Origin of the sequence: Thalassotalea sp. 1_MG-2023, assembly GCF_030546745.1 — a bacterium.
Taxonomy (GTDB): domain Bacteria; phylum Pseudomonadota; class Gammaproteobacteria; order Enterobacterales; family Alteromonadaceae; genus Thalassotalea_C.
Window position 1 is genome coordinate 1 of sequence record NZ_JAUOPD010000038.1, and the last position, 19,746, is coordinate 19,746.

The 19,746-nt window shown below is 36.5% G+C and carries 24 protein-coding genes; 12 read left to right on the forward strand and 12 right to left on the reverse strand.

What is annotated here, in order from left to right; translation table 11 throughout:
* The first annotated feature begins 494 nt into the window (after positions 1-494).
* Both ylqF and Q4489_RS17375 read left to right on the forward strand, forming a co-directional pair.
* Positions 495-1,430 (forward strand): ribosome biogenesis GTPase YlqF, encoded by a 936-nt coding sequence (ylqF, locus tag Q4489_RS17370; RefSeq protein ID WP_303482951.1) that lies wholly within the window; start codon positions 495-497, stop codon positions 1,428-1,430.
* A 3-nt stretch (positions 1,431-1,433) separates the two neighbouring features.
* The gene (locus tag Q4489_RS17375) at positions 1,434-1,862 is read left to right on the forward strand and encodes an HIT domain-containing protein (protein ID WP_303482954.1); all 429 of its coding nucleotides are present in this window, start codon (positions 1,434-1,436) and stop codon (positions 1,860-1,862) included.
* A gap of 36 nt (positions 1,863-1,898) precedes the next feature.
* On the opposite strand, the gene Q4489_RS17380 is transcribed toward Q4489_RS17375, so the two are convergent.
* The 4 genes from Q4489_RS17380 to Q4489_RS17395 all read right to left on the reverse strand — a co-directional run bounded on the left by Q4489_RS17380 (position 1,899) and on the right by Q4489_RS17395 (position 6,217).
* Positions 1,899-2,696: a DUF2884 family protein gene (locus Q4489_RS17380; RefSeq protein WP_303482957.1), complete on the reverse strand. Its 798-nt coding sequence runs from the start codon at positions 2,694-2,696 to the stop codon at positions 1,899-1,901.
* Positions 2,696-4,378, reverse strand: a complete 1,683-nt coding sequence (locus Q4489_RS17385; RefSeq protein WP_303482960.1) for a DUF342 domain-containing protein — start codon at positions 4,376-4,378, stop codon at positions 2,696-2,698. Before Q4489_RS17385 ends, Q4489_RS17380 begins: the two co-directional genes overlap by 1 nt.
* A 28-nt stretch (positions 4,379-4,406) precedes the next feature.
* Positions 4,407-4,733 carry a hypothetical protein gene (locus tag Q4489_RS17390; RefSeq protein WP_074500038.1) on the reverse strand — a complete coding sequence of 109 codons (327 nt, stop codon included), beginning with the start codon at positions 4,731-4,733 and terminating at the stop codon, positions 4,407-4,409.
* A 206-nt stretch (positions 4,734-4,939) separates the two neighbouring features.
* The gene (locus Q4489_RS17395) at positions 4,940-6,217 is read right to left on the reverse strand and encodes a CinA family nicotinamide mononucleotide deamidase-related protein (protein ID WP_303482965.1); all 1,278 of its coding nucleotides are present in this window, start codon (positions 6,215-6,217) and stop codon (positions 4,940-4,942) included.
* A gap of 114 nt (positions 6,218-6,331) precedes the next feature.
* On the opposite strand from Q4489_RS17395, the gene Q4489_RS17400 reads away from it, so the two are divergent.
* Positions 6,332-7,081: a DUF4097 family beta strand repeat-containing protein gene (locus Q4489_RS17400; RefSeq protein WP_303482967.1), complete on the forward strand. Its 750-nt coding sequence runs from the start codon at positions 6,332-6,334 to the stop codon at positions 7,079-7,081.
* 49 nt (positions 7,082-7,130) lie between these two features.
* On the opposite strand, the gene Q4489_RS17405 is transcribed toward Q4489_RS17400, so the two are convergent.
* On the reverse strand, positions 7,131-8,510 hold the full coding sequence (locus tag Q4489_RS17405) for a lyase family protein (RefSeq protein WP_303482970.1): 1,380 nt from the start codon (positions 8,508-8,510) through the stop codon (positions 7,131-7,133).
* Positions 8,511-8,764: 254 nt separating this feature from the next.
* On the opposite strand from Q4489_RS17405, the gene Q4489_RS17410 reads away from it, so the two are divergent.
* The 4 genes from Q4489_RS17410 to dapA all read left to right on the forward strand — a co-directional run bounded on the left by Q4489_RS17410 (position 8,765) and on the right by dapA (position 11,280).
* Positions 8,765-9,175 carry a helix-turn-helix transcriptional regulator gene (locus Q4489_RS17410; RefSeq protein ID WP_303482973.1) on the forward strand — a complete coding sequence of 137 codons (411 nt, stop codon included), beginning with the start codon at positions 8,765-8,767 and terminating at the stop codon, positions 9,173-9,175.
* A 141-nt stretch (positions 9,176-9,316) separates the two neighbouring features.
* Positions 9,317-9,841 carry a DUF4199 domain-containing protein gene (locus tag Q4489_RS17415; RefSeq protein WP_303482976.1) on the forward strand — a complete coding sequence of 175 codons (525 nt, stop codon included), beginning with the start codon at positions 9,317-9,319 and terminating at the stop codon, positions 9,839-9,841.
* Positions 9,842-9,954: 113 nt separating this feature from the next.
* Complete coding sequence (locus tag Q4489_RS17420) at positions 9,955-10,332, forward strand: hypothetical protein (protein WP_303482979.1); 378 nt, start codon at positions 9,955-9,957, stop codon at positions 10,330-10,332.
* Positions 10,333-10,371: 39 nt separating this feature from the next.
* Entirely contained in the window at positions 10,372-11,280 is a 909-nt protein-coding gene (gene dapA / locus Q4489_RS17425; RefSeq protein WP_303482983.1) for a 4-hydroxy-tetrahydrodipicolinate synthase, read from the forward strand.
* Positions 11,281-11,282: 2 nt separating this feature from the next.
* Here dapA and Q4489_RS17430 read toward each other — a convergent pair whose 3' ends face one another.
* On the reverse strand, positions 11,283-12,155 hold the full coding sequence (locus Q4489_RS17430; protein WP_303482986.1) for an RluA family pseudouridine synthase: 873 nt from the start codon (positions 12,153-12,155) through the stop codon (positions 11,283-11,285).
* Between the two features lie 97 nt (positions 12,156-12,252).
* On the opposite strand from Q4489_RS17430, the gene Q4489_RS17435 reads away from it, so the two are divergent.
* Together Q4489_RS17435 and Q4489_RS17440 are read left to right on the forward strand one after the other, a co-directional pair.
* Entirely contained in the window at positions 12,253-12,597 is a 345-nt protein-coding gene (locus Q4489_RS17435; protein ID WP_074496289.1) for a ribonuclease E inhibitor RraB, read from the forward strand.
* 2 nt (positions 12,598-12,599) lie between these two features.
* Positions 12,600-12,809 carry a hypothetical protein gene (locus Q4489_RS17440; RefSeq protein ID WP_303482991.1) on the forward strand — a complete coding sequence of 70 codons (210 nt, stop codon included), beginning with the start codon at positions 12,600-12,602 and terminating at the stop codon, positions 12,807-12,809.
* Positions 12,810-12,833: 24 nt separating this feature from the next.
* Here Q4489_RS17440 and Q4489_RS17445 read toward each other — a convergent pair whose 3' ends face one another.
* From Q4489_RS17445 to Q4489_RS17465, 5 genes are all read right to left on the reverse strand, one after another.
* Positions 12,834-13,508 carry a nitroreductase family protein gene (locus Q4489_RS17445; RefSeq protein WP_303482994.1) on the reverse strand — a complete coding sequence of 225 codons (675 nt, stop codon included), beginning with the start codon at positions 13,506-13,508 and terminating at the stop codon, positions 12,834-12,836.
* A gap of 107 nt (positions 13,509-13,615) precedes the next feature.
* Positions 13,616-14,419, reverse strand: a complete 804-nt coding sequence (locus tag Q4489_RS17450) for a GNAT family N-acetyltransferase (protein ID WP_303482997.1) — start codon at positions 14,417-14,419, stop codon at positions 13,616-13,618.
* On the reverse strand, positions 14,416-14,862 hold the full coding sequence (locus tag Q4489_RS17455; RefSeq protein WP_303482999.1) for a DMT family transporter: 447 nt from the start codon (positions 14,860-14,862) through the stop codon (positions 14,416-14,418). Before Q4489_RS17455 ends, Q4489_RS17450 begins: the two co-directional genes overlap by 4 nt.
* A gap of 2 nt (positions 14,863-14,864) precedes the next feature.
* Positions 14,865-15,491 carry a nitroreductase family protein gene (locus tag Q4489_RS17460; RefSeq protein ID WP_303483003.1) on the reverse strand — a complete coding sequence of 209 codons (627 nt, stop codon included), beginning with the start codon at positions 15,489-15,491 and terminating at the stop codon, positions 14,865-14,867.
* A gap of 146 nt (positions 15,492-15,637) precedes the next feature.
* A complete protein-coding gene (locus Q4489_RS17465) occupies positions 15,638-16,234 on the reverse strand; it encodes a Crp/Fnr family transcriptional regulator (RefSeq protein WP_303483006.1) in 597 nt (198 codons plus the stop codon).
* A gap of 148 nt (positions 16,235-16,382) precedes the next feature.
* On the opposite strand from Q4489_RS17465, the gene Q4489_RS17470 reads away from it, so the two are divergent.
* The 3 genes from Q4489_RS17470 to nudC all read left to right on the forward strand — a co-directional run bounded on the left by Q4489_RS17470 (position 16,383) and on the right by nudC (position 19,193).
* The gene (locus Q4489_RS17470) at positions 16,383-17,774 is read left to right on the forward strand and encodes a carboxylesterase (protein WP_303483009.1); all 1,392 of its coding nucleotides are present in this window, start codon (positions 16,383-16,385) and stop codon (positions 17,772-17,774) included.
* A 98-nt stretch (positions 17,775-17,872) separates the two neighbouring features.
* Entirely contained in the window at positions 17,873-18,232 is a 360-nt protein-coding gene (locus Q4489_RS17475; RefSeq protein WP_303483013.1) for a helix-turn-helix domain-containing protein, read from the forward strand.
* Positions 18,225-19,193, forward strand: coding sequence for an NAD(+) diphosphatase (gene nudC, locus Q4489_RS17480; protein WP_303483016.1), 969 nt, complete (start codon positions 18,225-18,227; stop codon positions 19,191-19,193). Before Q4489_RS17475 ends, nudC begins: the two co-directional genes overlap by 8 nt.
* On the opposite strand, the gene Q4489_RS17485 is transcribed toward nudC, so the two are convergent.
* Entirely contained in the window at positions 19,172-19,639 is a 468-nt protein-coding gene (locus Q4489_RS17485; protein ID WP_368389617.1) for an acyltransferase, read from the reverse strand. The genes nudC and Q4489_RS17485 overlap by 22 nt on opposite strands.
* Positions 19,640-19,746 lie beyond the last annotated feature (107 nt).

A 19,746-nucleotide genomic window follows, 5' to 3' on the forward strand; every position in this document is an offset into this window, starting at 1 on the left:
CGATGGTAGTGTGGGAGTTCCCATGTGAGAGTAGGACATCATCAAGCTTCTATTTAGAGAAACCCGTAGCGAAAGCTACGGGTTTTTTGCATTTGGGATAAAAATATTAAGTCAGGATAAATATCCTTGAGACTATGGGCAAATATCCAAGCCGTAAGCCCAATAGTCAATGCAATAGCGCCGATGGTAGTGTGACTCATGTGATAAGTAATGCCGATGTGAGAGTAAGACATCATCAAGCTTCTATTTAGAGAAGCCCGAGCCAAAGCTCAGAATTTTTTATTTTAGCTTCTAAAACGTTTAATTAGGTGCCTTGATAAATTAACCCCGTTTGACTTTAAACCTAGATACTTAACCTAAACTTCAGTTGTTAAATTTTAAAAAAGACAAATTATCTAGTTTTCGTCTTGTTTTATCTTAGAACCTTCATTGAATAATAAAGATTTATTAATGTTGTGATGTTAAAATCTATTTATTTGTAACGTAAAAAGATTATGGCAATTAACTGGTACCCAGGGCACATGCACAAAGCCCAAAAAGAAATCAAAGAAATTTTACCGCAAATTGATGTTGTCATTGAAGTTTGTGATGCTAGGTTACCTTTTAGTAGCGAAAACCCTATGATCACAGAGATAAGAGGTAATAAACCTCTTATCAAGATTCTAAATAAAAGTGATCTTGCCGATGATGATATCACCACGTTATGGCTGAACTATTTAGATACTCAACATAACGTTAAAGCCATTGCTTTAACGACGGATAACCCGAGTATTGCGAAAACGATTCCAAAGCTAATTCGTAGTTTAGTGCCGAATAAAGATGAAACAGGTAAACAGATAAATGCCGTCATTATGGGGATACCTAATGTAGGTAAATCAACGTTGCTAAATACATTAGTTGGTAAAGCTAAAGCTAAAGTAGGCAATGAGCCAGCTGTTACAAAAGGCCAACAACGCATTAGGCTAGAAGAAGGGTTATACCTTTACGACACGCCTGGTATGCTGTGGCCAAAAATTATCAACGAAAATAGTGGATATCGACTAGCAATCACCAGTGCAGTTAAAGACACCGCATATGACCATGATGACATAGCCTGTTTTGCAGCAGACTTTTTAATTGAAGCTTATCCTCAAAGACTAATAGAACGATATAAGTTAGAAGAAGTACCACAGCGTGAAATTGATCTAATCGAAGCAATAGGGAAAACTAGAGGCTGTGTAAAAAGCGGAGGCTTAGTTGACTTCACTAAAGCTTCAACTATTTTGATTAATGAAATCAGGGATAAAACATTAGGGGCGATAACATTTGAAACCCCCGAGATGATCGCTAAAGAAGGTGAGTACTTCGAATCGCTTGAAAAGCAAAAAATTGCCGAACGTGAAGCACGAAAATTAGCTCGAGGTCGGGGTAGGAAGAATAAAAGAAAGTAGGAGATGTTGATGGAAAACTTTCAGCTAAATGCAATGTTAAGTAAAGATTCTATTGAATTATTAGAGTTACCTTTGTGTAAATTATTGTTAATGAATGACAATCAATACCCTTGGTTTGTACTCGTACCAAAAGTGAATGATGTTCAAGATATTTACCAGTTAGATTGGCAAGATCAACAACAATTACTAAATGAATCTAGTATGTTAAGTGAAATACTTATGCAAAAATTTCAAGGCAAAAAAATGAATGTGGCGGCATTAGGAAATATTTGTCCTCAATTGCATTTGCATCATATAGTTCGCTTTGAGGAAGATAAGGCTTGGCCAAAGCCAATTTGGGGTTTATTTCCTATGAAGCCTTATAATGAAGCAGAAATTGAGAAAATTAAAGGTATGTTACTACCAGCGTTAAAACTGATTTTAGATAAATAGAGCTTGTAGAGTTAACGCTAGAAATAATAATACATTTTAATGTTGTGATTGAATAAGGTTATAGAAAGCTAGTGGCTGAATATTTTCTGTTAATTTAGTCTCTAGTTCGTCAAGTGACTTTAATTTTTCACAAAAAATCATTGCCTTATTTTCTATTGACGATACTTTAGCACTCATTTCTAACTCTAGCTCTTCACCCATGGTTTCCATACGTTCGTCAAATGTTTGAACACGGCTTTCCCCGCTGCCTTCTGGTTTGTTTGTCATTGCTTCACCAACAGCGAGTAGAATAGTCCCAATTGATTCGGTCACTAACATTTCAATTTCTTGTTCAAACTCTCCGGCAAAAATCTCACTGAAATCGTCAAAATCTTGTGGGGCAATATAATAACTTTCATCACTGTGATTAAAGCGTTTTCTTAATCGCCACTGCATTTCGTCAAAGCGTTTTTGAAGTTTTTGATGCGAAGCACTATTTTCACCGGTAACACCAGCGATAACTTTATTGACGGCTTTCAGGCCAACATCAACGCCCTCGATAGCAATAGATACAATTTCAGGAATTTGATAACGTATCCCTTGAGAGTAATCAGAAATTAATAAGCGTTGCTTATCAGTTAAAGGGATTTCTCTTCCTTTTACAAAAAGTTGTTCGTCATTGTTGATTTGAACGATAGTGATATCATGTTCTAAAATTCGAATGTGTGAAGGGTCAATAATAATTCCATGTTGGAAATTAATATCGCATTTGGTTGCGTTAGCATTAAATGTAAAAAAGCTACTTAAAAAAATACAGGTAAGTAGCTTTGAGATGATAATTGATTGATTTTTCATTATGTTACAATTGGATCTATGACAATTTTACGTTCTTTATAGCGCATTTTGCTTGGACCATATTCACGTTTTGTTCTCTCGTTAAAGTCGCCAACAGTCATTTGTACATTTTGATAAATACGTTCCGTTGCTTCAACACACACACCGCCCATGTATTGATTAATTTCTTCTTCCAGTATTTCTTTATCACTGATGTATTTACCCATTTGTTCTGCATGGTGTTTGTAGGTTGAGACGACTTTATTAAGCATGTCTGGGTTTACTTTATCTTTGGGTAATTTTCTTAGTTTATTACTGGCTTCTTTCAGTTCATCAACTTGCTTAGATTCTGTCTCAATTTTTGCATCTAATGCCGCGATTTGGTCATTAAAATGATCCAGTTTTTTTGCAAAGGTGATAATCGTTGCACTACCTGCCGTTGCTCCAACTGTGCCTGCATGTATTGATTGGCCAACTGTAATGTGTCCTGCGATCAGCTTACCGTTAGCTTTTTCATCCGTTCCAACCCACACCCTTTCTTCGACTTCAATGATCGTATGCATTAACTGATTTTCTATTCGAAAGTTATTGCATACTATATCAGCGTATTGGCAATATTTTGCAAAAATAGTGCCTTTGGCTTTCAAATTAGCACTCATAATAATATCGGTCACTTTGACATCATCTACTTCCTGCTTTTTGCCGATTATTCCACTGCCTATGGTGATATCGCCGCCTGAGCTTAAGTAGGACGATTCAACAAAGCCACCAACAGTGATATCGCCTCTAGCAGTTACTTGCATCCCTTCACATACATCACCATCGATGATAACACTGCCTTCAAAGTCGATATGACCTGTGCTTACATCTACATTTTTGATTTTGTAGACTTCATCTACTTCCATGCCGTTATCGATAATGCGTGGTAAACCGACTCTTGTTGATACAAGCACATCTTCATTTTTGGGGCTTATAGTTGTCCCTTCACCGGCTTGTAAGGTGCAGTCATCTCCAGGTTTTGGTTCCAGAGGGGTGCCAGTTACCGAAAACCCTTTAATTCCATCTGTTAGAGGAATTTTTCTCGCTAAAGGATCACCAACTTTTACACAGATGATATCACCTAAGTCACGCATGTCGACTGAACCATCTTCACGCTCTTTAGGACGTAAAATTCTATCTTGTGCACTTTGTACTAAATGTTTAATTTTGGCGTCTTTACCATCGGTAGGATCTTTGCCATAAGCAATAGAGCCTTTTACGATACTGCCAGGAGGTTCTTGAGCAGCATGTTGGGCAAGTTTTACTAATTCCTCTTTACTAAATCCCTTAGTGACTCCGGCTTGTTGAGCAGCAGCTAATATTGCTTTGGCTGATAGATGTTTTCCGCCTAATGCCGTTGAAATTTCAGCGGATGCAGTCATTTCATCTTTATCAATTTCAATGGATATTTTAGCATCTCGACGCTCAAGCACTTGATATGATATTTCACGACCAGGTTGGCCTTGTTGAAGTGGCTTTAAAACACTGTTGAGCTCAGCAATAGCATTTTTTATATTACCGTTATCAACATAAAGACTTGTGTACTCAGAGGCATCGATAAGTTCATGGATAGATACCTCAGTAAGCGACGTCTGATCTTTTATCGGCTGAAGTACCAAATCAATATTATTTTTTTTATTAGGAACTAAAGTTGCCTTTGTCACGCTTTATACTCTCTATTTGAACGCATGTTTAAATATAGTTTTCTTGGTGAATACGAATAAAGTTCGGTGTGTTAACTTTTGAATAATCTATTTTGTATTCTTTATTATCTAGTGCCTGTACAAAGATTAATGTTTTCGTTTCACCAAAAACTTCCGTCGCAGCTACATCAACTACATCTTGGTAAGCTTTTTTAGCATCTGATTTTTTTTGGGGAAGCTCACCTTTAAAGATACCTATGCCTCGATTACTGACAACAACAACAGGATGGCTGCCGTTTATGATCAATAAATCAAATTTTCTCATTTTGTGAATGATGGTATTTCGACCACTGGTGATGAAGTTCTTGTCAATCAAAATGTGCTCCTAGGAAACTAAAGCATTATTCGCATGTAATGCAGCAGCATAGATATTTCTCTATTTTGGTTAGTGTACATGCGTTAATAAGTTGTAGATACAGTATATCGTATAGTAAATATATAAAGTTTTGATTTGCTACGCAATAAATAACCTCATAATGCGATAAATTGAGGCTGGTTTTACATTGTTGCAACAAATTATTGTTATTTTTTGTACATTGGTGTCTGTTTACTCATTAATATCTCACGTCTAAGTAGATCTAAAGCACGATGAGCAACAGATATTTGGAACGATTCTCTGTCACCTTTAATAATAAAAGTGATGGTTCGAATCTTAGCAGAAGTGCCCCAAGCTATCCAAACGGTACCCACTGGTTTTTCTTTACTACCGCCATTAGGGCCAGCAATGCCAGAAACGGCAATACCAAAATCGGCATTTGATTTATTTATTGCGCCTTTTACCATTGCTTTAACAACAGGTTCACTAACTGCTCCATGCTCTAATAGCAGTTCTTCGGGCACATCAAGTAACCTGTGTTTCATCAAGTTAGAGTAAGTAACAAAACCGGCTTCAAACGATTCTGAGGCGCCTGAGATGTCAGTAAGCAAACTTGCTATTAATCCGCCTGTGCATGATTCAGCGGTGGTGACTTTAAAATTTTTCTCCTGCAGTAAAGATAACACATGCTCTGCCATTGTTGGTGGTGTTCCTTCGAATTGGCATAACACATGATCTCCTAATAAATGGAGTATTTTATCTTGCCATTGCTGCAATAAAGGTAAATTATTTTTTGAGTGAGTTGCTAGTTTCACTTCTAACATCGGTGTGCAAGCTCGAAATCCTAATGAGATTTCAGCAGGCCACTCAGGGAAGTTATTATTTATTAATTGTTGAATAGAAGATTCACCAATACCAAAGACTTGAAATTTTCTGACTTGGTATGAAAATTTCTGTGTTACGTTATCAGTAAACTGAGGGATAATATGCTTCTCTAACATTAATGCTAATTCACGAGGAACGCCAGGTGTACAGAATATATGGCACTGGTGATGGACAATAGAAAAGCCTACTGCACTGCCAATTTCATTTGCAATGATGTTTACACCTTTTGGTAGCATTGCTTGTTTGATACTTGCATCTGTAATCGGGTAGTTTTTTTTATCGCACCAATTTAGTACATGTTGGTAGGCTTGATGGTTTTTTTCAATTGGAACATTAATAGCTGAAGCTAATGCTTGGGCGGTTAAATCATCTACCGTCGGTCCAAGACCACCATTGATTATTAATATGTCTGCTTGTTGACTTAACGTGTTTATTGCTTCGATAAGTAATGATAAATCATCAGAAACAGTTGTTTTTTTTACTATTTGTAAGCCAAAAGGGATTAATTGTTGTGCGATCATCGCAGAGTTTGAATCAACGATATCACCGTTCATGATTTCATCGCCAGTTAACAATAATTGAATGTTTAATGTAGACATAAGGTTTTGTTTTAAAGTGCAATAACATTAATTTACCTTATTTTGTCTTTTTGTTTAAACCTTTTCGCTAATGTGAGTTACTAACTTATTAACTCAATAAAAAAGGACTCGTTCATGAAAAATAAAATACTATTAACCCTTAGTTTGTTAATGTTAAGTTCGGCAACGCTTGCAGACGTAAAAGATGAAATTAAACAATCGTTTAATGTTAGTCCAGCGGCTGAATTTCGTTTGAATAACGTTAACGGTGATGTTGAGATTATTGGTTGGAAAAAAGAAGTTATTAGCATCACAGCGATTATCACTGCAGATGATCAAGAGGGAAGAGATCGTATTGAAGTGGATATGCAGGAAAATAGCCGAGGTGTATCGGTTGAAACACGCTATAAAAAATCTAATTGGAATAAAAACTCTTCTGGTAGCGTTGATTATGAAGTTAATGTGCCAGTGGGTACTAAGTTATCGGATATTGAATTAGTCAATGGTTCGTTAACGATTAAAAATGTATCAGGAGCGATGAAGTTACAAACGGTGAATGGCTCTATCGATGCAGCAGGGTTAGCAAATAATAGCGAGATAAGTTCTGTCAACGGGAGTGTTGATGTTAATTATATTGATAGCATTGAACAACTCGATGACATTAGTATTGAAACTGTTAATGGCCGTGTTGTTTTATCATTACCAGCAAATATAAATGCGGATGTTGAAGTGGAAACTATGCACGGAAGTATCAAAAATGATTTTGGTCTTAGCGCAAAGAAGAACATGTTTACGGGTAGATCGTTAGAAGGCATGATTGGCAGTGGTGATGTGCAGGTAGACATTGAAACAGTCAATGGTAGTGTAAAAATTAAGAAAAATTAGTATTTAACATGTGTTTTAAACCTAATGTCTTGCGACATTAGGTTTTTTCTTAATTAATCCCACCTAAAGTTAATTTTGCAGGATCTAACAATGTTGATAGTTCTTCTCGACTTAAATCAGTATTTTCTTCTGCAATATCAATAATTGGCCTATTTTCTTTGTAGGCTAATTTAGCTATTTCAGCTGCTTTTTGATAACCAATAATAGGGTTAAGAGCTGTTACTAATATAGGGTTTTTATCCAACGCCTGTTTCAAGCTTTCTTCGTTCACCTCAAAGCTTGAAATCGCTTTATCTGCAAGTAGCTTAGAAACATTACTCAATAATTCGATACTTTCAAGCAAGTTTTTTGCGATGACAGGTAACATGACATTTAATTCGAAATTTCCTGATTGTCCTGCAACGGAAATGGTTGTGTCATTGCCAATTACTTGGGCAGAGACCATGGCGGCTGCTTCAGGTATCACGGGGTTAACTTTACCTGGCATTATAGAAGAACCTGGTTGAAGAGCTTCTAAGGTAATTTCTCCTAAACCTGCTAAGGGGCCTGAATTCATCCATCGTAAATCATTAGATATTTTCATGATTGAAATAGCAACGGTTTTTAACTGCCCGGATAACGCTACGGCAATATCTTGTGAGCTAATGTGCGTAAAAAAGTTATCAGCAGGGGTAAATTTGATATTGCTATAGGAAGATAAGGCATGATTAAAAGCTGCAGCAAAGTTATTATCTGCATTTATGCCAGTACCTACTGCAGTACCGCCTTGCGCAAGGCTTTGAATACTTGGTTGTAGTTGTTTAAGGTGAATGATATTTTGACTGATTTGATCAGCCCATGTCCGTAAAGATTGCCCTAAAGTAATAGGCATAGCATCCATTAAATGTGTGCGACCAGTTTTGACGAATTTTTCAACCTGATTAGCTTTGTTTGACGTAATATCTACAAAGTGTTGTAAAGTTGGTATTAACTTATCTTCTAGTTCAATGGCTGAACTGATATGTATGGTTGAAGGAATAATATCATTGCTACTTTGACCATAATTAACGTGATCATTTGCATTAACTTTTTCTTCAATGTTTTGATTTGCAAGCGTTGCTAAAACTTCATTAGCATTCATGTTGGTACTTGTGCCTGAACCTGTTTGAAAAACATCCACGGGAAAATGTTTAATAAAGTCTTCTTGTAATAAATTATCTACGGCATCAATAATTGCTTGAGCCATTTCTTTTGAAAGGTGATTTAGTTCACCGTTAGCTTCTGCAGCTGCGCGTTTGGCAATTAATAGTGCTTTGATAAAGGCCTTTGGCATTGATTGGCCACTAATTGGAAAGTTATTAATTGCTCTTTGAGTTTGAGCACCATAAAGCGCGTTAACGGGTACATTTAATGAACCCATGCTATCTTTTTCAGTGCGATAATTACTCATGTTTTCTCCTTATCTACAAAAAGCACGTTTAGTGCTAGTGTGAGCGTATAGATTGAACAATACTTAGAACTACAATATAGCCCTTCAGTTTATATTACAGTTAGTTATCAAACTGCTTTCGAGAAAATTTACATTTGTACATCAAACTGCTTACAATGATAAGTCGTTTGGTATAGGCGGTACCTTACTATTGACTCTACGCATAAATCGTCTAATTATCAAAGAAGTTATCTATAAAATGCAATGAGGAATACGTGTCAAAAGTTATTATTAAATATGGCTTAATTTTGTTTGGTTTATTGGCACTTTTAAAGTTCATTGAGTTTCAATTTTTTAGCTATAAACTATCTTTGGCAAGCTATTTAATGACCATCGCCTCAATTTTTCTTATTGTTGGCTGCGCGATAGCTTGGTTTTTTAAACCAGATAAAATTGTTGAACGTGAGATAGAAATAGATCAAGAAAAGCTAGCGACATTTAGTGAACGCGAGCAACAAATGTTACTGTTTTTAGCGCAAGGTTATACCAATAAAGAAATCGCATTAAGTTTGTCTATTTCTCCCAATACCGTAAAAACCCATTTAAAGTCTTTATTCGAAAAGTTAGGGGTATCAAATCGAACACAAGCAGTTGCTGAAGCTAAACTGTTAAAGCTGATACATTAAGAAAACGCTATTCAAACGCTTATTTTATCTAGCTCACCCATATGGGTGATAGTATTTTTGACGATGCTTACATAAGGTAAAACGACGTAAGGTACTTTACTATACCTAAGATAATAATTCTGAATATTAACGGAGTAGGCGATGAAAAAATTAATAATGAAATATGGCTTGATTGCAGGTGTAGTTGTTGTTTGTATACCTTTTATTGGTAGTTTAGTGATGGGGAGTGATCCATCAACCTATCAAATGGGAGAGATCATCGGTTATTCGACTATGATCTTTTCATTATTAACGATATTTCTAGCTGTCAAAGAATATAAGGTGCAATGTAATGAAGTTGTTTCTTTTAAGCAGATATTTTTATTAGGTATTGGTATCACTTTTATTGCTGCATTTATGTTTGGCGTTTATAACGTATTATACGCAACGGTGATAGAGCCTGATTTCATGAATAACTATTTTAATTATTATATTGAAAATATTCGTAATAGTGGCGCTACTGAAGAAGTTATTAACCAGCAAATAGCGCAATTAGAACAAGAAAAATCGTTTTTTATGAATCCTTTGGTTAATTTTTCTGTGATGTTTGCGAGCGTCTTTATGATTGGTTTAATCATTTCGGTTGTGTTTGCATTTAGCCAATCAGAACGTAAGAGAGCTAGTTAAACAACCGGCAAATTATCGGGTAATACTATTTATTTTTTGAAATTGTTTTAGTTGGTCACTTATTTAAGCGTAATAGTATAAAATACCATGACTAGAATTACTCAAGAAAAATTATGTATAGACGTGAACAACTTATTGGTAGTTGGTTTAGCAGTAAACAACAAACTAACGGTGAAACTCATAACGAATTAGCAAAAATCCATAGCGATGGCTGTTATGAGTTCACTTTCACCGTTTTTGATCAAGAAAATCAACCAATGCAAGAATACATTGAAGTAGGTGATTGGGGCTTAGTAGGTGATGTTCATTTTACAATCGCTAAAGCAGAAGTTGATCAACAAGAAGCATTTCCAATGGATATGGCTAACCCTGACAACTATCACGCATATCAAGTTATCCAATTAGACAGTCATATTTTTAAATATCAGCATATTGTCACGAAAGAAGTGTTTATCCTTAAGCGTGTTGTTGATAGAATCGCGCACTGTTGACATTATTCTTTTTATTATTGCAAATCGATCGAGATATTCATGAAGCAAATACATTCAGCAAGCCTGATCACGGCTATAAAAACACCCTATGATGACCAGGGCGATATTGACCTAGCAACGTATGATCGTCTGGTTGCTAAACAGATAGCTGCTGGTGTTGACGGTATTATTGTTGGTGGCACAACAGGTGAAGGGCACTTGCTAAGTTGGGAAGAGCATTTAATGCTTATCGCCCACAGTGTTCATCAATATGGTAAAGAACTGATTATTATTGGCAATACTGGTAGTAATAATACCCGTGAAGCGATAAAAGCCACTGAAAATGGTTTTGCGATGGGTATGGATGCAGCATTACAAATTAACCCTTATTATGGACGTACTTCTTCACGAGGCGTTATTGAGCACTTTCGTAAAGTATTAGATATTGGTCCTGCGTTTATTTATAACGTGCCAGGTAGAACAGGCCAAGACTTAACGCCTGACATTATCGTACCTATTTCAACCCACGAAAACTTTATTGGCGTTAAAGAATGTGCTGGCAATGAACGCATTGGTTATTATGAAGAAAAAGGTATTGCTTGTTGGTCAGGTAATGATGATGAAAGCTTTGCTGGTCGACATCAGTTTGGTTCTCATGGCGTTATTTCGGTTACCTCTAACTTAGTACCAACATTAATGCGTAAATTAATGGACGAACAAGACAGTAATTTAAATGCCTCAATGCAAGGGCTGATGAATTGGCTGTTCTGTGAACCAAATCCTATCGCCATTAATACCAGTTTAATGATGACAGGCGCTGTTTCGCCAAATTTCCGTTTACCTTATAAAGCGCTTACTATTGAACAGCGTGAACAAGGCCTAGCATTAATGGAAGCTATAGGCGCTGAACATTTAGTGGGTGAAGAGCTTAACGTGTTAGATGATAATGATATCTGCTACACACCATAAGCCTATGAGACTAATGTTTTAGCAACGCCAGTAAGATCTGGTTTTAATGATGTTGTTAAATGAATATCTTTTACTTGTTCAGTAAATGGGCAAGTAAAAGATAAATGTACAGCAGTTAACTGTAAGTTTACCGGTGTATTGTTATCCGCTTTACCGTGTAGCCTGTCACCTACAACAGGATAGCCTAAATCAGCCGCATGCAACCTTATTTGATGTTTTCTACCTGTTTCGATGTCAACATTCAGTAAACTAATCATAGCTTTTGTTGATTTGTCGGCATATGAAAAGAATGTGCTAGCAGCTTTATTATCAATAGGGGTTGTTGCGTGTATAAGGTTTTCTTCAACTAAACCATGAACAAGTGCTTGATATTTCTTGGTAATTTTACGTTGCTCAAATAAGTGACTTAACGCTTTTGCTGCCTTTTTACTGTGGGCGATCAACAATAAACCTGAAGTTGCTTTATCAAGTCGGTGTACTAAAAAAGCAGGCCTTTGAGGTGTTAGTTGTGTTTCTGCCCATCGAGTAACTGTGCAGTGGTCTGCCCATTTTGAACCGTTGCAAGGCATACCTGACGGTTTATAAATAACGCTATATTCGACAAAGTCTTCAATAATATGAGCGGCTAAACATGTTTGAGATAACACATATTCATCATAATAAAAATGTAGTACATCATCAGGTTTAAGGCTTTTTTTTACCTTACGTAAACGATCAATATTTTTACCGCGCTCTAACCATAACGCCCCTTTTGTGATCGCCACTTTTATCTGTCCGTTGCTGAGTAAAGCATGTGCTCTACAAGCATTCGCTAAAAGCTCTAAGACCGAGGCGTCATGTGATTTTACAGGAAGATGAAGTTCAAATTTGATCATTTATATACTCAACAGCAATGAACATTAAAGAATTAATCACTGAATTTTTTTAATGAAATAGTTACACTAGCTTTATTTTACCTAGAGAACAGTGCAAATGGAACGAGATTATACGTTATTCCCAGAAGATGAACATGGTGAAGCTTTGTGGCAAATGCTATTGCAAGGTGATGACTTATCTGTTGCTAGAGAGTTTCAATTTTCCGTAATTTTTGCTAGCGAAGAATCAGCACTTAAATATGGCCAACTATTATTGGAAAATAACCAAAAGTTATCATTTTGTCCGTATCCTGATAACGCAGATTATCCATGGGAAATAACTGCATATCCTGAAATGCCAGCAAGTTATGAAAACATTACTGCCTATCAAACCCTACTAGAGCAAAGTAGCGCGCCCTTAGCGGGGCATTTTGATGGTTGGTATTGTCAGTCGGTAGGTTAATTTTGCTCGATATATCACAATTACAAACCTTACAAAAACGCAGTGCAAAGTCATATCATCAGCAAAAAAAATTGATCGCCAATGTGCTTAAAGGGCAAAAAGAGTGTTGTCCACACTGTGAAAAGCCGCTGTCTATTAACGTTGATTATGATCAAGGAATCACTAAAATTCGTTGCAAAGCAGCTTGCACAGATATAGAACTAGAGCATTAACGAGTAATAAAATAATAGCTACTCTTATAAAAAGGTGGCTATCTCATTAAGTGATTTTTTGACGCTAGCATGATGAGGAACTGAAGCATCATCCGCAGGATAACCCGCCACTAATAACATATAGGCGCGATCATTTTCAGGTCGGTTACATACTTTACTTAAAAATGACATTGGTTTTGGTGTATGTGTTAGAGTCACTAAGCCGCTAGAATGCAGTGCGTTAATTAAAAATCCTGTTGCTATGCCTACAGATTCATGAACATAGTAATTAGTATGCTTATCTTCGGCATGAATTCCCCCTTTTTTTTGACTAAATATTGCGATAAGCCAAGGAGCGTGCTCAAGATAAGGTTTGTTAGCATCTGTACCTAAAGGCTTTAATGCATCTAGCCATTCATCTCCTGCTCTTCCCGCATAAAAGCTACGTTCATGTTCTTCTGCTTGTGATCTTATTTGTGCTTTCATTTCAGCACTGTTTATCGCAACAAAGTGCCAAGGTTGATGGTTGGCACCACTAGGTGCAGTGCCTGCTGCTTTGATACAGTTTTCTATTATTTCTTTAGCAACAGGGCGATCACTAAAACTACGGATACTATGTCGACGTTTAATTTCTTGATAAAAATGTTCTGAGCGTGACAGCATCTCCTGTTCAGGATATTCAATATAATCAGTTAACGGTGTTGCATCATGTTGTTTCATTGTAAAGCCCTTACTTTTTTGCATAGCATACCGCACAGTAATTATATTGCAAGTGCAATATAATTACTGTGCGGTATGCTAAAAAAGAACCTTAAAACAGCGCTAAATTAACTATCGTCAGTTGAGGTTAGGGCGTTATCGATACCAAAAAGTTGAAAGTTTTCAATGGTAAATTGCTCGATAAAACCGAGTTTTTTATACAGGGGTAAACCCGCTTGCGAAGCTTGTAATACAAGGTATTTGATATTTAGCGTATTGCATTGGTTGATAAGTGCCATCATGATTGCTTTGGCATATCCTTTCCCTTGATGTATAGGTAGCACACCCACTTGGTGTACACCCGTGCAAGTGTCGCTATGCAATAACATACTTGCTCCGATATTAACTGCATCCGAAGAGGCAAGGTACATCATCACTTGATTGTTGCTCAGTAGAGGAAGAACTGCATCGATATCAATGCGGTAGTTAAAAGCTGCTGAGCCAATATGACACCATTGCTTAACTTGCTTGTAGGACGTTACAGGGGTTAAGGTTAACGTTGGGTGTTCTGGTAACAAACGTTGATGATTTAGCGGTAAATACATTGCTGTTTGATTAAATGATTTCTGCCAACCATTAGAGAGTAAATAAGATTTAGTCATTTGATGTATATTGGCTTTACCTGCAGTTTGCCATAAAGCAAAGATGGCACCTTTTGAGGCTTTTTGTATCAGCGATGATAATTTTTTGTGGTGATTATTCTCAAAGAGGTCGTCAGTTATCGCTGGAACTGAGGAGTCTATCCAATGTCTATGTGGCCAATGCCTTACAGCATTAAGTGTTAACATGTCATCGCGATAAAGTGTGGTTGCACCATATAATCGCCACAATTGCTTAAGATTAGTTAAGTTTGCACTATCGATAGTATTCATGCGGTTTTCCAGTTTATCAAAATAAGCCCAATAATCATCAACAAAGCGCCTAAAGTACTTTCAAGATTCATTGTTTTTTGAGGTAAAGACAGCCAGCCAAAATGACTAAATAACATCGCACATATGAGTTGGCTCGTTAATGCAAACGACATTAGTGAGCCAGCACCCAATTTTGGGATCAAATAGTAAAGTAAACCAACACCAAGTGCACTAAGTATGCCTCCGGTATACCAGATTAAACTTGGCACTTGGGTTAATTGGTTAAATTTTAAGGTATTGCCCATGAACAGATAAAGTATCAAAACCGAAATAAAAGCGATAAAAAAGGCGCATGCTGTTGCTAGCAAGGTGTTGTTTAATAATAGCGCTAACTTAGTATTAATAACTGCTTGTATCGCAATGGCTGAACCTGCAAGTAATGCGAGCAAGATTAAATTGAACATAGTTACCTCATGTCAGCAAATTGTTCTAGAGAATTCCGTACCTTTGCATTGTTAGCATACTTATCACTTTTTGCTCGTAAGCCAACAGGACAAATAACGGTTGTTTTAAAATTACTATTGTTGAGTGCTAAAATGTCATCGTATTGTTGTTGTTCAAAGCCTGTCATTGGACAACTGTCTATTTGATTAAAGGCTGCTGCTGTTAACAACGTACCTAATGCTATATAGGCTTGTTCACTAGACCATTTATCAAATGCTGCATGATCCATTGAATTGACGAACTTCGACACTTGTTGTCGGTAAGAAAGTATCTGATGAGCTTCTTTGTTATTTTCCTTGCAATATTGCTTAAAATAGTTATCTACGAGGGTTTGTGGATCGCCAACATAATGAGCTAAAACCAATAAGTGTGAGCACTGTACGACCTTTTCTTGTCCGTATGAATAGGGCAGTAATTTTTCCTTGAGTTGTTGATCCGATATAACAATTAATTTTAACGGTTGAAGGCCAAAAGCAGAAGGCGCCAATCGAGTTGATTCGATAAGTAGGGCGATTTGCTGGTCAGTTAATCGCTGTGATGAAAAAGTATTTACAGCGTATCGCCATTGTAAAGCAGTTAACGTATTCATGTGATTCCTTAATATTTAATGCTGATTTAGCATATAAAACAAGGAAACTAAGCGCATTTACATAGGTTGATTTTTACTAAAATTAGGTGATTTGTATTTTCGAGGGTTTTCAGCAAGTTTGCTGTTCGAATGGGGCAACATAGTTCCTAACGATTCAAATTTTTTCTGATTCTAGACAATTGAGTCGGTGTAATTCCAAGATGCGAAGCAACATGGTATTGCGGTAAGCGTTGGTTTAATTGTGGAAAATGATTAACAAAACTTTTATAGCGTGTTGTAGCATCTTGTTGAACTAATTCAATCTCTCTGGCATCTTTTGCAAGTACCCAATTCTTTTCTAAATAATGGATATGAAATAGTTTGATTTCTTCGTTTTTGATCAGGAATTGACGAAATTTTGCAAAATCAATGGAAATATAAAAGCTATCTTCTATGGTTTCAATGGCGAGTACGGCAGGTGTATCAGTTAGCAAAGAGGTCATCGAACCTGGAAACATATCTTCAGTAAAAAATATTTTGTTGTATTCATTACCTTTATTGTCAATGCTGTAACCACGCATTAATCCTTGGTAAATAAAAGAAAATGAGCTTGGGATTTCTGCTAATGGATAAATAATGCTATTCGCTTTTACTTCATGAAATTGACAAAATTTTTGAAAACACTGCCAAGTTTGCTCGCTAATAGGGTAGTAGGTATTCATAACTTGAAGTAATTGTTGGAACGCGAGAGATTTAGTTAGCATACGTTATGTGCACAAAGATCTTAATAGTGTGAAAGTGTAATTTCCTTGGTACGATTGTATTCAAGCATTACGATAAAAAATTACTGCATGGCAGTATTAGCAAAAATCAGTTTACTATAAGTCAATAAAGCAAGGTAGAAATTTTTAAATGGACAGTTTACGTTTTCAGCCAAAGGTATTATCACTGCTTATCATTTTGTTAAGCGCTTTTTTGCCATGTTTAGCATCCGCAGCTGCGCAAACAGCATCAATGAATTGCATATCGCTAAACGAAGATATCGCGCAAATAAGAAAATTTGCCGATGAAGCAACTTTTCGTTCGGTATTACCCGTTGATACAGAAATAAAGTTTACTTATCAATCACTACCAAGTTTTGGGGAATATTTAACCTTCGCTCGTCAGCATATAGAGCAATTAAACCCTAAAGCGGAGATAAAGTGTCCGATAGATACAGCAATAAGTGACCTATATTTAAAGAATAATGTATCAGAAAGAACGGTTGTTGATTTAATTCAACCCTTTGAAATAACGCCACCAGAAGCTAAAACCGTTGTTTTGTTAATTCACGGATTAACAGATTCACCATTTATGTTTCATGATCTAGCAAAGCAGTTTTATCAACGTGGTATTGCTGTTAGAACATTGTTATTACCTGGACATGGTACGGCGCCTTCAGCCTTAATTGATATTGATGAACAACAATGGAGAACAGCTGCTAAGTATGGTGTTCAACGAGCATTGAAAGATTATAACTCTGTTTACCTTGGTGGCTTTTCAACAGGCGGAGCCTTACTTATTGATCAGTTACTGTCTTCGCAATGGCAGCCAGAAGAAATTGCGCGTATCAAAGGCTTAATGCTTTGGTCTCCTGCGAGTAAAGCAAAGTCAGATTATGCTTGGGCTGCAAGATATATTGATTACCTGCCTTTTTATGATTACCTTAGTAAAGGAGCTGATATTGATATCGCTAAATATGAATCATTTGCCATTAATGCAGGCGCGCAAGTACATAAACTGATGTTGCGTATTTCACCCAATAACGTGTCATTTAAACAACCTCCTGATGTTCCTGTTTTAGCCGTTGTCAGTGATGTTGATACAACTATTAACACCATGGCAACTCTTACTTTGCTCAAGCGTTGGCACTTAGGTGAAAATCGTCAATCTAAAACAGTAGATCAGTTAATGTATTTTGGTAATGAAGCGCTATTAAGAGGATTTCCAGAAACTTTTAAGATGAGTAGGGCACACTGTAAAAATAAACCGTTTTGCCAACACGTGTTAAATGTTGCCCATACAGCGACAACTAACGCACCTGATAACGTATATTATGGTGTGCATGGCGTTTATAGAAATTGTCAGCATGTTAATGAAGACCCTTATTTTTTCTCTTGTAAAACAGATGAAGAAAATAACATGGGGGAAACCACGGAAACGAATAGACAACAATACCCTGCAATGCAACGATTAACGTTTAATCCTCAATTTGATCAAATGACTATCTTGCTTGAACAATTTATCAATAGCACCAGTATGTGATTCAAATAGAAAACACCGATAAGTAAAAAACAATGCTTTACTTTTGCTACACATTTTGTAGTATGCTACTAAATATGTAGCATACTTTATTGGTGTTTATGACCATTCCATTTCCAGGAAACTCTGTTAGAGGCTCAAAAACTGGTAAGCCGATTATGGCTTTATTAGATCTACTTGGTAGAACTTGGGCTTTAGGTATTATTTGGCAGTTAAACAAGCAAACGATGACTTTTCGTCAATTGCAAAAAGCATGCGAAGGAATATCACCTACATTATTAAATACACGGATCAAAGAATTAACATGCTTATCATTGTTAACAAAAGTACAAAACGGTTATCAGCTAACAGACCAAGGTAAAGAGTTGTTTTCATTGGTACTTCCCTTGGGACCCTGGTCGTTAGAATGGCAAAAAGCTGTACTAGCAGACAAAAAATTACAGGATATTAAGCATGTCTAAGCCATTATTATTAACACAAATGTCTTTAGATCGATGCAGCAGTGCACGCAAAAAACCAGAATGGATATCCACTCAGCTGACAAAGCCAAACACTCACTTTTTTGTGAGTTATCAAGGCAAGTTTTTGGTTAACGCAGGGCAATTAGTAAATTTAACAAGAACGCAATATGATCAAGTTAATCATAATCGAATTACTTGCATTTTTTTGGGAAAAAATTTACATGATGACCAAGCCGTATTTGTCCTAGACTTCAGTTTATTAAGCGAAGAACAGTGGCAAGAATTACATAACCGAGTTCGACTTCAATGTTCAGATGATTTGGTTGATTTACGACGTGCGTTGAGTGAGTTGTCTGTAGAAGTAGCATCTATTGCTGGTTTTGCTAATGCACTCATAAATTGGCATCGAAGCCATCAGTTTTGTGGTTATTGCGGTTCACCTTTGCTTGATAAAGAAGCTGGGCATGCTAAGCAATGCAGTGATCAAGTTTGTGCAAAACTTGTTTTTCCTAGAACAGATCCTGTGGTTATTATGATTATTGAACACACAGATGAAATTGGCATAACTCGTTGCTTGTTAGCTGGTCACCAACGAAGCCAAGGGCAAGTTATTTCAACGCTTGCTGGCTTTGTTGACCCTGGCGAATCAATAGAAGAAGCGGTAACAAGGGAAGTGTTTGAAGAAGTAGGTTTAATTACCACCAGTGTTCGCTATTTATGCTCTCAACCATGGCCTTTTCCTGCGTCATTAATGTTAGGGTTTCATGTTAAGGTTTCGAGCAATAATACCACGATAGATCCTGATGAAATAACCCACGTAAAATGGTGTACAGCCCAAGATATTGCAAGCTTTAGTGATTGGGGAAGTGATGATGATAATACCCAAATACCCGGAAAGCACTCTATAAGTCGTTATTTAATAGACTGGTGGTGTAAAAATCAGCTCAATGTATCAAAATAATTCAATAGTTTTTGTTCAATAAAGATTGTGATCAGAAAACTAGAAACGATAAAACTAGCATTGATAAACGCGCGCCCTCCCCAAGTAAGATTGGCGTAGTTAACCTTTAAAAGGTTAACTGCAATGACCAAAATAGCCATTAATAGAAACCAAGGGGTGAAGAAAAAGATAGGGGTCAATTTTACCAGTGACACAGCTAAATCATGCAAAGCACCGCTAATGGTAAACGTGATTATTAATGCGAAAGAGTGTGGCATTATTCGTGAACAAGGTTTTTGTATGTATTTTGCTAAATAGTAACTCCAAATAGGATTCCAATAATGCCAAAATAATGCAAAGGAGTTGGCGCCAAATGAGCGGACAAACATATTTTTTAATGAATGTGAGTGGCCAAGGTTTACACCCGTTCTACGCTTTACATAAGTTGAAAGTTTAAGTGTTGACATTATTTTACTTGTTAAATTATTTATTAAGCATCTAGAGCGTGTTGATCTTTCAAGTTTGTTTTTGCAGCAATTTGTTTGGTATTTATACAAGGCAGAGCTTGTGCCGT

What these genes read in the sequence shown, in the direction of transcription:
- Q4489_RS17400 (WP_303482967.1), top strand. Translation starts at nt 6,332, where the DNA reads ATGAAAAATAAAATACTATTAACCCTTAGTTTGTTAATGTTAAGTTCG.
- Q4489_RS17420 (WP_303482979.1), top strand. Translation starts at nt 9,955, where the DNA reads ATGTATAGACGTGAACAACTTATTGGTAGTTGGTTTAGCAGTAAACAA.
- Q4489_RS17430 (WP_303482986.1), bottom strand. Translation starts at nt 12,155, where the DNA reads ATGATCAAATTTGAACTTCATCTTCCTGTAAAATCACATGACGCCTCG.
- Q4489_RS17405 (WP_303482970.1), bottom strand. Translation starts at nt 8,510, where the DNA reads ATGAGTAATTATCGCACTGAAAAAGATAGCATGGGTTCATTAAATGTA.
- Q4489_RS17415 (WP_303482976.1), top strand. Translation starts at nt 9,317, where the DNA reads ATGAAAAAATTAATAATGAAATATGGCTTGATTGCAGGTGTAGTTGTT.
- Q4489_RS17475 (WP_303483013.1), top strand. Translation starts at nt 17,873, where the DNA reads ATGACCATTCCATTTCCAGGAAACTCTGTTAGAGGCTCAAAAACTGGT.
- Q4489_RS17470 (WP_303483009.1), top strand. Translation starts at nt 16,383, where the DNA reads ATGGACAGTTTACGTTTTCAGCCAAAGGTATTATCACTGCTTATCATT.
- Q4489_RS17395 (WP_303482965.1), bottom strand. Translation starts at nt 6,217, where the DNA reads ATGTCTACATTAAACATTCAATTATTGTTAACTGGCGATGAAATCATG.
- Q4489_RS17445 (WP_303482994.1), bottom strand. Translation starts at nt 13,508, where the DNA reads ATGAAACAACATGATGCAACACCGTTAACTGATTATATTGAATATCCT.
- ylqF (WP_303482951.1), top strand. Translation starts at nt 495, where the DNA reads ATGGCAATTAACTGGTACCCAGGGCACATGCACAAAGCCCAAAAAGAA.
- Q4489_RS17465 (WP_303483006.1), bottom strand. Translation starts at nt 16,234, where the DNA reads ATGCTAACTAAATCTCTCGCGTTCCAACAATTACTTCAAGTTATGAAT.
- Q4489_RS17460 (WP_303483003.1), bottom strand. Translation starts at nt 15,491, where the DNA reads ATGAATACGTTAACTGCTTTACAATGGCGATACGCTGTAAATACTTTT.
- nudC (WP_303483016.1), top strand. Translation starts at nt 18,225, where the DNA reads ATGTCTAAGCCATTATTATTAACACAAATGTCTTTAGATCGATGCAGC.
- Q4489_RS17375 (WP_303482954.1), top strand. Translation starts at nt 1,434, where the DNA reads ATGTTGATGGAAAACTTTCAGCTAAATGCAATGTTAAGTAAAGATTCT.
- Q4489_RS17380 (WP_303482957.1), bottom strand. Translation starts at nt 2,696, where the DNA reads ATGAAAAATCAATCAATTATCATCTCAAAGCTACTTACCTGTATTTTT.
- Q4489_RS17450 (WP_303482997.1), bottom strand. Translation starts at nt 14,419, where the DNA reads ATGAATACTATCGATAGTGCAAACTTAACTAATCTTAAGCAATTGTGG.
- dapA (WP_303482983.1), top strand. Translation starts at nt 10,372, where the DNA reads ATGAAGCAAATACATTCAGCAAGCCTGATCACGGCTATAAAAACACCC.
- Q4489_RS17455 (WP_303482999.1), bottom strand. Translation starts at nt 14,862, where the DNA reads ATGTTCAATTTAATCTTGCTCGCATTACTTGCAGGTTCAGCCATTGCG.
- Q4489_RS17485 (WP_368389617.1), bottom strand. Translation starts at nt 19,639, where the DNA reads ATGTCAACACTTAAACTTTCAACTTATGTAAAGCGTAGAACGGGTGTA.
- Q4489_RS17435 (WP_074496289.1), top strand. Translation starts at nt 12,253, where the DNA reads ATGGAACGAGATTATACGTTATTCCCAGAAGATGAACATGGTGAAGCT.